Below are 13,548 nucleotides of genomic sequence, written 5' to 3' on the forward strand. Positions count from 1 at the left end.
ATACGGTTATCCTACGAATGCAATTTTCAGAATGGCGAAGAGACAGAGGCCGGCGATCAGAACCGCGAAGAAGGTGTTCAGCATCAGGAGCAGCAGCTTGCCGATCTCGCCGTGAACATAGTCTTCGATGATGACCTGCATGCCGAGCTTCATGTGGATAGTGCCGGATATGATCATCAGTCCCATGATGACGGCGACGAACGGGTTCGAGAGGGCGCGAACCACGTCGGCATAAGGCGCACCCGCATAGACGATCATGAAGATCGCGAAAAAGATGATGAGGGGCACGTTGGCAACGGCCGTCAGGCGCTGGCGCCAAAAGTGATCGGTGCCTTCCTTGGCGGAACCGAGGCCGCGAACCTTGCCCAGAGGAGTGCGCATATCCATGAGTGCGACCTTCAGAAGCGAATGATGAAGCCGATCACCCAGACCAGCACGGTCAGACAGAGCGATCCGATGATATTGGCGATGGCGAGCTTGGTCGAGAATTCTTTCTCGAAACCATGTCCGAGGTCCCACATGAAGTGGCGGAAGCCGCCGAGCAGGTGGTGGATCAGCGCCCAGGTGTAACCGAGCAGGACGAGCTTGCCGATAATGCTGCCGAGTACCCAGTTGGCCCAGTCATAATAGCCCTGGCCGCTGGCAGCCGCGATCAGCCACCAGGCGACCAGCAGCGTGCCGAAGTACAGAGCGCCACCGGTGATGCGGTGAACGATGGACATGACCATGGTGGGAATTGGCTTGTAAATTTGTAGATGCGGCGACAGGGGCCGGTTTGTCACATTCGCCATCAGAACCTCGCGGCGTCTTCTCTTTGCCCTTGATGTCAGGGGCATTTCTCAGTCAACCACACGAATGACAAAATTCTGTGTGCGTTGCATCATTGTCGACGTTTAATCACCGAAACCCCTGACGACAAGCATAATTGCTGCCTGCTTTTAATTTAATCGATTCGCGTTACCGGGAAGTTTTCAACTCGATGAAACTCGTCTCTTTCGCTCAATTTTTAAGCTGACCGCACGGCTGCGTGGACAAGCCCCGCCTTTTGGCGCAATCTGGCGTTAACGATTTGTTAGCGTTTCGGAGTTTGGTCCATGTTTCGCAGTCTGTCCAAGACCATCCTTGCTCTCCTTGCGGTGCTGACAGCGCTGCCTGCAGCAGCCGGAGAGCGCCACTTCGATCATCGCTTTCCGCGCCATGGCGGCTTTAATGACGGCGTCTTCCTCGGCAGGCGCACCCACTGGGATAGCGGCTTGCACTTCACACGCGACAACGTCATCCGCTATCACCCGCGCACCCCTTTTCTGAAGCAGTTCAACTATCCGGGGACAAGTCGCTATGGCCGCAGCAACATCGTCGTCATTACGTCCCAGCCCCAGAGCTATGACCAGAACTACGGGAGCAACGGCCTCTACGCCGGATCGTCCTATGCCTACCAGACGGATGGCGGAACCTATGTCGGCGGCGACGGGTACTATCGTCTGGCTGCGCCGGAACGTAACCTTGCCCCGAAGGCCAAGGTGATCGATGTCGGCATCGCCGATGACCCCTGCTCTTATGAGGCCAATGTCTGTGTTATCCGGCCCTAGGGCCTGAACCGCCAGACAGTCGTCTTCTTGACCTCGCTGTCTTCGAGCGCCCGGGTGACGGGCACTTCATAGACGGCGCAGAATTCCAGCCTGTCTTTCGGCAAATAGGCGCGCCCGGGATCGCCGACCAGCACGTCCTTGCCTCCGGCCGCGAGCGTCTCGAACCAAGGCACCAGCGCACCGGCGAAGGATTTGTCGTAGAAAACGTCGCCGGCGAGAACCACATCCGCATCGACATTCTGACCGATAAGATCGGCCCCGGTGAAGTCCAGCGAGACCGAATTGGCGGCCGCATTCAGCCGCACCGCCGTCTGTGACCACGGATCGATATCGGAGGCCGTCGCCTTGGCCGCACCTGCCTGGCTTGCGGCAATTCCCACCAATCCGGAACCGCTCGCGAAATCCAGTATGCGCTTTCCCTTGACCGTTTCGCGGTGATCGAGAACATAGCGCGCCAGCCCCTGCCCGCCCGCCCAGGCAAATGCCCAGAAAGGCGGCGGCAGGCCGATCGCCTCCAGCTCGTCTTCCGTCTTCAGCCAGAGCTCGTGGGCTTCGCTGGCCAGGTACAGCCGGATTTCCGGCACATGCGGCGGCGCAAGCAGGCTGGTATTGGCGCGGATGAAGGTTTCCGGGTCGGTTTTCAAAGCTGCTCAGCGCGGCGGGTTGTCAAAACCGCCCATGCGGCAGACCTCGGCCCATTCGTCATCCGTCACCGGCTGCACGGAAAGCCGCATCGAGGTGACCAGCGACATCTTGGACAGCTTTTCGTTTGCCTTGATATCCTTCAGCGTCACCGGCTTCGGCACATCCACGACGGCACGGATATCGACACAATCCCAGCGATCGTCGCCCTTCGCCGTCGAATCCGGATGCGAAAGCGCGCAGACCTCGACGATACCGACGATCTCCAGCCCGTCATTGGAATGATAGAAGAACCCCTTGTCGCCGATCTGCATGGCCCGCATATTGTTGCGCGCAAGGTAGTTGCGCACACCGGTCCATTCGGTACCCTTCTCGCCAGCCGCCTTCTGCTTTTCCCAGGACCAGGCTGCGGGCTCGGATTTATAAAGCCAGTGCGCCATCCCGCTTAAGCCTCCGGCTTGTTGAAGACCCAGTTAAAGGGCTTCACCTCGACGCTTTCGAACAGGCCGGCGAGTGCATAGGGATCGGCAGCGCCGAGTGCCTTGGCATCATCAGCTGTTTCGGCATGGACCATCACGAGGCTGCCGTTCGGCTTGCCTTCGGCATCGAGGAACGGGCCGGCCATGGCAAGCTTGCCTTCGGCATTCAGCTTGTTGAGATAATCGAGATGGGTCGAGCGCGTTTCCATGCGCACGTTGAGATGGCCGGGCTTGTCCTTGCAGAGAAGGGCGAAAAGCATGTCTGTCTCCTATTCGGTCGTAATCGGACGTGTCATCAATTGTTCGATGGCTTCGGATATGCCGAGCTTACCTTCAATGATCGCTGAAACCGCATCGGTGATCGGCATCTCGACGCCGAGCTCTTCGGCAAGCCGCGAGGCAACCGCTGCAGCAAAAGCCCCTTCCACCAACTCGCCGCGCGAAGGGTCGACCTTTTCGCCGCGCCCGAGTGCAATGCCGAAACGCAGGTTGCGCGACTGATGGCTGGTTGCCGTCAGCACCAGATCACCGAGGCCGGAAAGCCCCCGCGCCGTATCGGCATTGCCGCCCTTGGCGACGATGAAGCGCGACATCTCGGCAAGCCCGCGGGCAATCAACGCCGCACGCGCCGAATCGCCGATACCGCGGCCTTCGACGATACCGCAGGCAATCGCCAGTACATTCTTCAATGCTCCGCCAAGCTGCACGCCGATGCGGTCTGCCGAGGCATAGAGCCGGAAGGTGCGGCCGGAAATCGCCTGCGCCAGCCGCTCGGCAACCTGCATGTCAGCCGCAGCGATCGCCATGGCTGTCGGCAGCCCCTTGGCGATATCAGCGGCAAAGCCTGGACCCGAGAGCACGCCAACCGGATGATCGGGCAATTCCCGCTCCAGCATGTCGGTCAGAAGCGCACCGGTCGGCCGTTCGATCCCCTTCGCGCAGGTGACCACAATAGCGTCCTTAGCCAGGTAAGGACCATACTGCCGCGCGGCATCCGCCTGCGCCTGTGACGGCATGGCAAAGAGCACGATGCCCGCATCGCCGATTGCATCCGCCTCAGCAGAGAACTCCAGTATTTCCGGCAGTGGGATGCCAGGCAGAACAGCATCATGCAGCCGCTCCGCCTTGAGGTCTTCGATCAGCGACGGATCGCGGCCAACAAGGATCGCCGAATTTCGCCCGGTCAGGGCGACCACGGCCGCAAGCGCCGTTCCGAAAGCACCCGATCCGACGACGGCGATGCGCTCGCTCATGCCTTGGCTCCCCGCTTTCCGGATCCGAGCATGGTCACGGCTCTGGAGTCGAGCGGCCAACGCGAACGCGGCTGCACATCGAGATCGTCAGGCGCAACACCCTTCGCCATGCGCTCCAGCCCGGCCCAGGCGATCATCACAGCATTGTCGGTGCAGAGGCGGAGCGGCGGCGCAATGAAGCGGAAGCCATTCTTGTCGCAGAGCGCCTGAAGGGTGCTGCGGATTTCCAGATTGGCTGCGACACCACCAGCCACCACCAGCGCAGGCTTTTCCGGGAGGTTTGGAAATTCCGTCTTGAACCGCTGCAGGCCGCGGCCGATGCGATCCTTCATCGTACGGGAAATCGCCTTCTGGAACGAGGCGCAGATATCGGCGACATCCTGATCCGTCAGCGGCGCAATCTCGGTCGCCGCCTGCCGCACAGCCGTCTTCAGGCCCGAGAACGAAAAATCGAGCCGTGCCTCGCCGACGAGCGGCCGCGGAAAATTGAAACGATCGGCATTGCCACCCTGCGCCATCTGCTCCACTGCCGGCCCGCCGGGATAGGGAAGGCCGAGCAGTTTCGCCGTCTTGTCGAAGGCTTCACCCAGTGCATCGTCGATCGTCGTGCCCCAGCGCTCGTACTCGCCGATGCCGCGCACGAGGATGAGCTGGGTATGGCCACCGGAAACCAGCAGCATGAGATAGGGAAAAGAAAGACCGTCTGTCAGCCGCGCCGTCAGCGCATGGCCTTCGAGATGGTTGACTGCATAAAGCGGCTTGCCGGCTGCCTTGGCGATCGCCTTGCCGGTCATCAGCCCGACAAGCAGCCCCCCGATCAGGCCAGGCCCTGAAGTCGCGGCGATCGCATCGACATCCGAGAGCGACACGTTGGCGCGCTTCAGGGCCTCGTCGATCAACTCGTCCAGCGCTTCGACATGGGCGCGCGCGGCGATCTCCGGCACCACGCCGCCATAGGCACTATGCTCGTCCAGCTGGGAAAGAACGACGTCCGACAGCACGTTGGAGCGGCCTTCCGCATCGCGCTCGACGACCGCAGCGGCGGTCTCGTCGCAGCTTGTCTCGATGCCGAGGATGCGCAGAAAGGGAGCCATGAAACCTGTTCGTTGATTGCGATAGGGTTTAAACCTGTTTACGAGAACTCCGGTAACAACGGATCAAAGCGGATGCAAACAAAACCTTTCCGGATCGGCACACGCGGCAGCCCGCTGGCGCTCGCGCAGGCACACGAAGCCCGCGACCGGCTGATGGCAGCCCACAATCTGCCGCAGGAGATGTTCGAGATCGTCGTGCTGACCACCAAGGGCGATAGCATCACCGACCGCTCGCTGGCCGAGATCGGCGGCAAGGGACTTTTCACGGCAGAACTCGAGCAAAAGCTTGTGTCCGGTGACCTCGATTTCGCCGTGCATTCGAGCAAGGACATGGCAACGAACCTGCCGGAAGGCCTCTACCTTTCGGCCTATCTACCGCGCGAAGATATTCGCGATGCCGTGATCGGCCGCACCGCGCCGAAACTGATCGATCTGCCGCATGGCGCGACCGTCGGTTCGTCCTCGCTTCGCCGCCAGGCCCTGATCCACCGCATGCGGCCGGACATCAACGTCATCACTTTCCGCGGCCTCGTGGACACTCGCCTGCGTAAGCTGCAGGAAGGCGAGGTCGATGCGACGCTTCTGGCGCTTGCCGGCCTCAAGCGCCTCGGCAAGGTCGAGGTGATCACCGATATCCTCGACCCCGACAGCTTCCCACCGGCACCTGCCCAGGGCGCGATCTGCATCGAAAGCCGCATCGGCGACACAAGGATCGACGAGCTGCTGGCGCCGATCAACGATGCGCCGACCTTCGACACAGTCTCCTGCGAGCGCGCCTTCCTTGCCGCCCTCGATGGCTCCTGTCGCACGCCGATCGGCGGTTACGCCGTCTGCGAGGGTGATCAGATCCGCTTCTCGGGCCTCATCCTCACTCCTGACGGCCGCCACCAGCATGCGATCACCATCGACGGCAACCGCCGCGACGCCGCTGCACTTGGCACTCGCGCCGGACAGGACGTGCGCGCAAGGGCCGGTAGCAGCTTCTTCGAGGACTGGAGCTAGCCTGCATGCGCGTGCTCGTCACCCGTCCAGCGCATTCGGGCGAGCGCACCGCTCAACGTTTGCGCGAGCTGGGTCACGAGCCACTATTGCTGCCGCTCACCCGTCCCGTCCACGACATGGCGGCCGCTCGGCAGGCTCTGGAAACAACCATCGGGGCGATAGCCATAACGAGCGCCGAAACGGTGCGCACCTTGCAGTCTCTGGGGGAGGCGCTGGCACCTCACTTTTCGCGCCGTCTCTTTGCCGTTGGCGAAACGACGGCCGACGAGGCCCGCAAGTTGGGGTTTCATTCTGTCACAGCATCGTCGGGCAGCGGCCGCGAGCTGGCCGAGCTGATCGCGGCAAACAAGGTCGATAGGCTTCTCTATCTCGCCGGCAGTCCGCGCGCCGAGACCTTCGAGACGCGTCTGAGGGAGCTCGGGCGGTATTTCTCGGTGGCCGAGTGTTACCGGATGGAGCCTGTCGCGCCCAGCCCCGAGACCGTCGCAGCTCTCCTGGCGAACAACCCTCCTGATGCTGTTCTTTTCTATTCCCGCCACACGGCCGGAAATTTCTTTCATATCCCGCAGGTAGAGTCCCTTTTGCTGCAGCTGCCGAAAATCCGTCTCATTTGTCTCAGCAACACTGTAGCAGAAGCTGTTCCATCCGTTTTGAGGACAGTCCTGGAGATTTCGCCGATGCCGGATGAAAAAAGCCTTTTGTCGCTGCTTAGAAGGCCTTAGCCGCCCAAATTTGATCTAACCTCTTCCCTTAATTGCCATCCCTGTCTAGTTTCGTTGCAATGCAGGATAATGAGGACCTCATGGTATCGGGAAATCCGCCACGCCACTCGAAGAGCTCCGACAAGCCGGTCACGATTGACCTGGACGCGCAGGACTTCGCCTCGGCGGCTGATTCTGAAAAGCCTGCCGAAGAAGCCGCACAAGCAGCCGATAACGCACCTGTCGCCGAAGCCGTAGCCGCTGCGGAAGCCGGCGGTGAACCGCTGTCGGAACACGAGAGCGACCGCGCTGCCGGCGCGCAAGAAGAGCCCCTCCCGAAGGAGCCCCTGCCATCGGAACCGGTACAGCCGCCTCCGCCACAGAAGGGCGTGGTCACGTCGGGCCTGATTGCCGCCGGCATTTTCGGCGGCCTTGTCGCCTTGCTTGGCGCCGGCGCGATTCAATATGCCGGTTATCTGCCGGGCTCCTCCACCCAGCAGACGAACTCTGCCGAAGTGGCCGACCTCTCCGGCGAGATCGAAGGCCTCAAGCAATCGGTCGCAAGCCTTGCCGCCAATCCGGCGCCAGCCGTCGATAACAGTGCCCTCGAAAAGCGTATCGCAGCTCTCGAAACGGCCCCTCAGACACCGGCGCCCAGCATATCGACCGACTCGGCCGATGTCGAAGCACTCAACCAGAAGATTGCAGATCTGACAGCTCAGATTGATCAGTTGAAGACGAGCCTTGCGCAGACCACCGAACAGCAGGCCTCAAACGGTGCCGACATTACGAGCCGCCTTGCCGAAGCCGAAAAGAAGCTGAACGAACCGCGCGAGGATGTCGCCGTTGCCCGCGCCATAGCAGCCGCAGCTCTCAAGGCCGCGATCGACCGTGGCGGCCCCTTCATCGCCGAACTCGATACATTTGCCGGCGTAGCACCCGATGATCCCGCTGCAACTGATCTGCGCGGCTTTGCCGAGACCGGTGTGCCATCACGCGCCGAGCTGATCCGTCAGGTTCCCGATGTCGCCAACGCCATCGTCGAATCCGTCAACCAGCCCGATCCGAACCAGAGCTGGTCGGACCGGCTTATGTCGAGCGCCAAATCTCTGGTCTCGGTCCGCCCCGTCGGCAATGTCGAAGGCGAAAGCGTTGAAGCGATCGCCGCGCGCATGGAGGACAAGGTGAAGAACGGCGACCTGCCCGGTGCAGCCACCGAATGGAACAGCCTGCCTGCGACCGCAAAACAGGCTTCCGCCGCCTTCAAGCAATCACTCGAAGCTCGTATCCGCGTCGAGGATCTCGTTGGCGGTGCTCTCTCCAAGGCCATTTCCGGCACCGGCAAGGAAGGATGAGCATGGTCCGCCTGGTTGTCTTCGCGCTCCTCGTCCTCGTTCTCGCCTATGGTTTCTCCTGGCTTGCCGATCGCCCCGGCGATCTATCGCTGATCTGGGAAGGCCAGATCTACCAGACCAGACTGATCGTCGCGGCAAGCGCCATCATTGCGCTGATCGCTGCCGTCATGGTGGCCTGGTGGTTCGTCCGCCTGATCTGGACCTCTCCGCATTCGGTGACGCGCTTTTTCCGCGCTCGCAAACGCGATCGCGGCTACCAGGCCCTGTCGACCGGCCTCATTGCCGCCGGCGCAGGCAACGCCCTGCTCGCGCGCAAGATGGCCGCCCGCTCGCGCGGCCTCATCCGCGCCGACCAAGAGCCGCTGATCAATCTTCTCGAAGCACAGGCCGCTCTCATCGAAGGCCGCTATGATGAAGCCCGTTCCAAATTCGAGGCCATGGCCAACGATCCTGAAACGCGCGAACTTGGCCTGCGTGGTCTTTATCTGGAGGCCAAACGCCTCGGTGCCAACGAAGCTGCCCGCCAGTACGCCGAAAAGGCCGCAGATAACGCGCCTTACCTGCCATGGGCCGCGCAGGCGACGCTCGAATATCGCAGTCAGTCCGGTCGCTGGGACGACGCCATCCGTCTGCTGGAACAGCAGAAGGCCGCCAAGGTTGTCGAAAAAGCCGAAGCAAACCGCCTGCATGCTGTGCTGCTGACTGCCCGTGCCGATGACAAGCTGGAAAGCAATCCCGCCGGCGCCCGCGATGATGCCCTACAGGCACTGAAGCTGTCGGCGGATTTTGTACCTGCCGCCCTGATTGCCGCAAAGGCGCTTTTCCGCGAAGGCGGTATCCGCAAGGCTGCCACCATTCTCGAACAGACCTGGAAGGCTGGACCGCATCCCGAGATTGGCCGCGTCTATGTCCGCGCCCGCAGCGGGGATTCAACGCTCGACCGCCTGAAGCGCGCCGAGCGGCTGGAAGGCATGCGGCCGAACAATGTCGAATCTCTCCTCGTCGTCGCACAGGCGGCGCTCGATGCACGGGAATTCTCCAAGGCCCGCGCCAAGGCGGAAGCTGCCGCCCGTATCGAGCCCCGCGAGGCGGCCTTCTTGTTGCTTGCGGATATCGAGGAAGCGGAAACCGGCGATCAGGGTCGCGTGCGCCATTGGCTGGCACAGGCACTGAAGGCGCCGCGTGATCCGGCCTGGGTTGCCGATGGTTTCGTTTCCGACAAATGGCTGCCGGTCTCGCCGGTGACCGGCCGTCTCGACGCCTTCGAATGGAAGGCACCTTTCGGCCAGCTCGAAGGACCGGTCGAGGAAGGTTCGACCGCCTCTATCGAAACGGCGCTGAAGACACTACCGCCGCTGCGCGAAACCCGGCCGGAAAGCGTGGTCAACGACCACCGCATCATCGAGCTGGAACGGGCAGCGACGATTGCCGAAGCCGTGCGCCCGGCAACTTCGGCACCCACACCGGCAAAAACTGCCGAACCGTCCGCCTCCCGGCCGGTTCCTGCTACGTCTGAACCTAAACCCTTCTTTGGCGGCCTGCCGGATGATCCGGGCGTCCGCGACCCCAAGGTGGAACCGGAACCCAAGACACGGCTCCGCCTTTTCTAAAATGGAACAAAAAACCGCATGTTCGAACGCTTTCAGGCATTCTTCCAGAATCTGACCGCCGACCGCCCTAAGGCAGGCTTCGCCCCCGATGACCCACGCATCGCAGTTGCTGCACTCTGTATGCAGGTCATGGAGGCCGACGGCCAGATCAAGGACAGCGAAAAGAAGCGGCTGCGCAAACTCCTGAAGGAGCAATATGCGCTCGACGGCAAACAGCTTGATGCGCTGATGGCCGCGGGGCTGGAAGCCGAAAGCTCGGCGGTTGATTATTTCCGCTTCACCTCCGATCTTAAGAGACATCTCAATACCGAGCAGCGTCTGGAGCTGATCGGTATTCTCTGGGATATCGTCTATGCCGATGGCGAGCGAAGCGAAATGGAAGACCATGTGATCTGGCGGATTGCCGATCTCCTGGGTGTGTCTTCCCGTGAGCGCATTCAGAAGCGGCAGGAGGCGGCCGCCAGGGTCACGGACGCACAGGTGGTGCAGGATGACACTGACTGACAGAAGCATGAGACGCGACAGGCGCCCCATTCTCATCATTCTTCATCAGGAGCGTTCCAGCCCCGGTCGTGTCGGCCAGCTTCTCGTCGAGAAAGGTTATGATCTCGATATCCGTCGCCCCGTCCTTGGCGACCCTTTGCCTTGCACCCTTGAAAACCATGCCGGTGCAGTGATTTTCGGCGGCCCGATGAGCGCCAATGACCCAGACGAATTCGTCAAGGCGGAGATCGACTGGCTAGATGTCCCCCTCAGGGAAAATCGCCCCTATCTCGGCATCTGCCTCGGTGCACAGATGCTGGCTCGCAATCTCGGCAGCAAGGTCGCCGCCAATAGTGACGGGTCGACAGAGATCGGCTGGTATCCGCTGCATACGACCGAGAGAGGCCGGCGGCTGATGCGTTGGCCGAAAATGGTCTATCACTTCCACCGGGAAGGTTTCGAACTGCCGCATGGCGCCGAGTTGCTGGCATCCGGCGACGCCTATCCCAACCAGGCCTTCCGCTACAACGACAATGCCTGGGGCCTGCAATTCCATGCGGAGCTGACACGGGTGATGATGCATCGCTGGGTCGTGCACGGCGCGCACCGCTTCATCCTGCCGAACGCGCAGCAGGGACGCGAGCATCTGGAAGGCCGCATGCTGTTCGATGCGCCGCTTAAAGCGTGGCTCGGCGACTTCCTGGATATCGTCTTCGAGGGCAAAACGGCAGCAGCTGCTACACCGCTTCTCGTATAGGCGCGTCGAGCGTATCGATCTTCCTGAGTTTCGGAAAACCGCTTGCCCAGATGGCGGCTACGGCGAGCGTACCGATGCCACCGATAATGACGGCCGGGACGGCGCCGAAAACCGCTGCCATAGTACCCGCACGGAATTCCCCGAGCTCGTTGGATGCGCCGACAAACACCGTATTGACCGCGTTGACACGGCCGCGCAGATGATCAGGCGTCCAGAGCGCGATCAGGCTTTCACGGACATAGACCGAGATCATGTCCGCAGCGCCCATGATGGCAAGCGCAGCGATGGACACCTCGGTATTGGTCGAGAGGCCGAACACGATCGTACCGAGGCCGAAGATCGCCACGCCGATGAACATGTATATGCCGGCCTTATGCTTCAGCGGATAGGCGGCAAGGAAGATCGCCATGATGATGGCGCCCACGCCCGGCGCCGAGCGAAGCAGGCCGAGACCCCACGGCCCGAGCGTCAGGATATCGCGCGCAAAGATCGGCATCAGCGCGGTAGCGCCGCCAAGCAGAACGGCGAATAGATCGAGCGAGATGGCGCCAAGCACCACCTTTTCTTCCCGGATATAGCGGAAGCCGCCGAGGATCATGTCCCAGTTCCTGGCCTCGCCCATCGTCTTCTGCGGCGGCTTGGGGATCATGTAGAGCAGGATCGCACCGAGCGCAGAAAAGATGACGGCGACCGTATAGGCCGTCGAAGCGCTGACGCCGTAAAGCAGACCGCCGAGCACAGGGCCGGTGATGGCCGCCAGCTGCCAGGAGGACGAATTCCATGCGATCGCATTGGAGAGATCCTTCTCCGGCACGAGGTTCGGCGCAAGCGACTGCACGGCCGGCGTCATGAACGCCCGCTCGATGCCGAAGACCAAAAGCACGATGAAGACCGGGATCGGTGAAAAGCTGCCGGTGATCGTCATTCCGAGCAGCGCGAGCGTGCAGATCGCGCTGACGAGCGAGCAGATCGAGGCGATGGCGCGGCGATTATGCCGATCCGCCACCGAGCCGGTGACGAGGATGAGCACAAGAGACGGCAGGAACTGCACAAGCCCGATCAGACCGAGATAGATGGCGCTCCCGGTCTGGTCGTACATTTGCCAGCCAACCGCGACGCTGACGATCTGCTGTGAGAAGGAAAGCAGGAACCGCGCGAAGAAGAAGCGTGTATAGGACGGATGCCGGAACGCGGCAAAACGGTCTCCGGTGGGCGAAAGCGACATGAAGCTTTTCCGAGAAAGCGGGTGCGGAATTGCCTGCGGAGCGACCCGTTAAACATGATTTGCCGTGCGTCTCCACACGGCCCTTGCTCGTTTAATCGCCAATGTCTACATATCTGTCAACAACGAACTGGAGACGGTAATGGCGGGAATTCTTGAAGCCATATTTCTAATCATCAATGTGGCTTTGAACCTCTATTGGTACGTGATCATTGCCAGCGCCATTTTCTCGTGGCTGTACGCATTCAACGTCATCAATTCGAACAACCAGTTTGTGAACCAGTTGGGTATGTTCTTCTATAACGCGACTGAACCTGCATTGCGGCCCATACGCCGCTTTCTGCCCAATCTGGGTGGCATCGACATCTCTCCGATTATCCTGCTGCTGATCATCCTATTCATACAGGCCATACTCAACAATCCGATCAGGCCCTTCCTGTTCTCGCTGGTCGCTTGAACCCCCCCTGGAGGCTTTCCGGTGATCACATCCGTCTTGCTGTACGGCTGACGCCGAATGGCGGGCGGGATGCCGTCGACGGCATCGAACCAGATGGCGAAGGCGGCATGCTCTTGAAGGCGCGCGTCACCGCCGTACCGGAAAAGGGAAAAGCCAACAAGGCAATGATAGCGCTCGTCGCCAAGTCTTTGGGTATTCCTAAGTCCTCGGTCAGCCTTGCTTCCGGCGATACGTCGCGCAAAAAAATCCTCCGGATCGATGGCGACCCGGAGGATGTGATGAAAAAGCTCGAAGGGCTGTTCGGCTAAAGCAATTCCAGCAAAACTGTGCAGCGGTTTTGCGTCCGAAATTGCGTAAAAGCTAGGCTCAGGCCTTTTCCTTCTTGGCGCGTTCGATCGCTTCGAGGATGAGCTCACCGGCTTCCTTGTAATCACCCCAGCCGAAGATCTTTACCCACTTGCCGGGTTCCAGATCCTTGTAGTGCTCGAAGAAGTGTTCGATCTGCTTCAGCGTGATTTCCGGAAGGTCGGTGTAATCCTTGACCTTGTCATAGCGCTGCGTCAGCTTCGGCGACGGAACGGCAATGATCTTCTCATCCTTGCCCGAATTGTCTTCCATCTTCAGAACGCCGATCGGGCGGACGTTGATGACGCAGCCCGGAACCAGCGGACGGGTGCTGGCGATCAGCACGTCGATCGGGTCGCCGTCTTCGGAAAGCGTGTGCGGCACGAAGCCGTAGTTACCCGGATAGGTCATCGGGGTATAGAGGAAGCGATCGACAACCAGCGTACCGGCTTCCTTGTCCATTTCATACTTGATCGGATGACCGCCGACGGGAACTTCGACGATAACGTTGACGTCTTCAGGTGGATTCTTACCGATTGAAACGGCATCGATGCGCATA

18 protein-coding genes are annotated in these 13,548 nt (G+C 60.9%); 9 read left to right on the plus strand and 9 right to left on the minus strand.

Annotated features, from left to right (window positions below):
- Positions 1-6: 6 nt before the first annotated feature.
- Both sdhD and sdhC read right to left on the minus strand, forming a co-directional pair.
- On the minus strand, positions 7-387 hold the full coding sequence (sdhD, locus tag AB8B33_RS21080) for a succinate dehydrogenase, hydrophobic membrane anchor protein (protein WP_113324704.1): 381 nt from the start codon (positions 385-387) through the stop codon (positions 7-9).
- A gap of 11 nt (positions 388-398) precedes the next feature.
- Entirely contained in the window at positions 399-791 is a 393-nt protein-coding gene (gene sdhC, locus AB8B33_RS21085; RefSeq protein ID WP_439016772.1) for a succinate dehydrogenase, cytochrome b556 subunit, read from the minus strand.
- A 303-nt stretch (positions 792-1,094) separates the two neighbouring features.
- Between sdhC and AB8B33_RS21090 the strand changes: the two genes are divergently transcribed.
- The gene (locus tag AB8B33_RS21090; RefSeq protein ID WP_439016773.1) at positions 1,095-1,589 is read left to right on the plus strand and encodes a hypothetical protein; all 495 of its coding nucleotides are present in this window, start codon (positions 1,095-1,097) and stop codon (positions 1,587-1,589) included.
- Here the strand turns inward: AB8B33_RS21090 and AB8B33_RS21095 are convergent.
- The 5 genes from AB8B33_RS21095 to tsaD are packed head-to-tail and all read right to left on the minus strand — an operon-like array spanning position 1,586 to position 5,057.
- Positions 1,586-2,233, minus strand: coding sequence for a class I SAM-dependent methyltransferase (locus AB8B33_RS21095; RefSeq protein ID WP_439016774.1), 648 nt, complete (start codon positions 2,231-2,233; stop codon positions 1,586-1,588). The genes AB8B33_RS21090 and AB8B33_RS21095 overlap by 4 nt on opposite strands.
- A gap of 6 nt (positions 2,234-2,239) precedes the next feature.
- Positions 2,240-2,671 (minus strand): EVE domain-containing protein, encoded by a 432-nt coding sequence (locus AB8B33_RS21100; protein WP_113319736.1) that lies wholly within the window; start codon positions 2,669-2,671, stop codon positions 2,240-2,242.
- A gap of 5 nt (positions 2,672-2,676) precedes the next feature.
- Entirely contained in the window at positions 2,677-2,970 is a 294-nt protein-coding gene (locus AB8B33_RS21105; RefSeq protein WP_007814473.1) for a YciI-like protein, read from the minus strand.
- Between the two features lie 9 nt (positions 2,971-2,979).
- Positions 2,980-3,963, minus strand: coding sequence for an NAD(P)H-dependent glycerol-3-phosphate dehydrogenase (locus AB8B33_RS21110; protein WP_439016775.1), 984 nt, complete (start codon positions 3,961-3,963; stop codon positions 2,980-2,982).
- Positions 3,960-5,057, minus strand: a complete 1,098-nt coding sequence (gene tsaD, locus AB8B33_RS21115; RefSeq protein ID WP_310385004.1) for a tRNA (adenosine(37)-N6)-threonylcarbamoyltransferase complex transferase subunit TsaD — start codon at positions 5,055-5,057, stop codon at positions 3,960-3,962. Before tsaD ends, AB8B33_RS21110 begins: the two co-directional genes overlap by 4 nt.
- Before the next feature lie 72 nt (positions 5,058-5,129).
- Between tsaD and hemC the strand changes: the two genes are divergently transcribed.
- From hemC to AB8B33_RS21145, 6 genes are read left to right on the plus strand one after another with little or no spacing between them, the layout of a single operon-like run.
- Positions 5,130-6,059 (plus strand): hydroxymethylbilane synthase, encoded by a 930-nt coding sequence (gene hemC, locus AB8B33_RS21120; RefSeq protein ID WP_439016776.1) that lies wholly within the window; start codon positions 5,130-5,132, stop codon positions 6,057-6,059.
- A gap of 5 nt (positions 6,060-6,064) precedes the next feature.
- Positions 6,065-6,781, plus strand: a complete 717-nt coding sequence (locus AB8B33_RS21125) for a uroporphyrinogen-III synthase (protein WP_439016777.1) — start codon at positions 6,065-6,067, stop codon at positions 6,779-6,781.
- Positions 6,782-6,840: 59 nt separating this feature from the next.
- Positions 6,841-8,115, plus strand: a complete 1,275-nt coding sequence (locus AB8B33_RS21130; RefSeq protein WP_439016778.1) for a COG4223 family protein — start codon at positions 6,841-6,843, stop codon at positions 8,113-8,115.
- Between the two features lie 2 nt (positions 8,116-8,117).
- Complete coding sequence (locus AB8B33_RS21135; RefSeq protein WP_439016779.1) at positions 8,118-9,725, plus strand: heme biosynthesis protein HemY; 1,608 nt, start codon at positions 8,118-8,120, stop codon at positions 9,723-9,725.
- An 18-nt stretch (positions 9,726-9,743) separates the two neighbouring features.
- Positions 9,744-10,229 (plus strand): TerB family tellurite resistance protein, encoded by a 486-nt coding sequence (locus AB8B33_RS21140; protein ID WP_439016780.1) that lies wholly within the window; start codon positions 9,744-9,746, stop codon positions 10,227-10,229.
- Positions 10,216-10,965 (plus strand): glutamine amidotransferase, encoded by a 750-nt coding sequence (locus tag AB8B33_RS21145; protein ID WP_439016781.1) that lies wholly within the window; start codon positions 10,216-10,218, stop codon positions 10,963-10,965. Before AB8B33_RS21140 ends, AB8B33_RS21145 begins: the two co-directional genes overlap by 14 nt.
- Here AB8B33_RS21145 and AB8B33_RS21150 read toward each other — a convergent pair.
- Positions 10,946-12,190: an MFS transporter gene (locus tag AB8B33_RS21150; protein ID WP_439016782.1), complete on the minus strand. Its 1,245-nt coding sequence runs from the start codon at positions 12,188-12,190 to the stop codon at positions 10,946-10,948. The two genes, AB8B33_RS21145 and AB8B33_RS21150, sit on opposite strands and share 20 nt — an antisense overlap.
- A gap of 139 nt (positions 12,191-12,329) precedes the next feature.
- Between AB8B33_RS21150 and AB8B33_RS21155 the strand changes: the two genes are divergently transcribed.
- Positions 12,330-12,644: a YggT family protein gene (locus AB8B33_RS21155; protein WP_439016783.1), complete on the plus strand. Its 315-nt coding sequence runs from the start codon at positions 12,330-12,332 to the stop codon at positions 12,642-12,644.
- On the plus strand, positions 12,641-12,952 hold the full coding sequence (locus AB8B33_RS21160) for a DUF167 domain-containing protein (RefSeq protein ID WP_439016784.1): 312 nt from the start codon (positions 12,641-12,643) through the stop codon (positions 12,950-12,952). The genes AB8B33_RS21155 and AB8B33_RS21160 overlap by 4 nt, the downstream gene beginning before the upstream one ends.
- A 58-nt stretch (positions 12,953-13,010) precedes the next feature.
- Here AB8B33_RS21160 and ppa read toward each other — a convergent pair whose 3' ends face one another.
- Complete coding sequence (gene ppa / locus AB8B33_RS21165) at positions 13,011-13,547, minus strand: inorganic diphosphatase (protein ID WP_037101776.1); 537 nt, start codon at positions 13,545-13,547, stop codon at positions 13,011-13,013.
- Between the last annotated feature and the right edge of the window lies 1 nt (position 13,548).

Origin of the sequence: Rhizobium sp. 768_B6_N1_8 (assembly GCF_051811225.1) — a bacterium.
Lineage (GTDB): Bacteria > Pseudomonadota > Alphaproteobacteria > Rhizobiales > Rhizobiaceae > Rhizobium.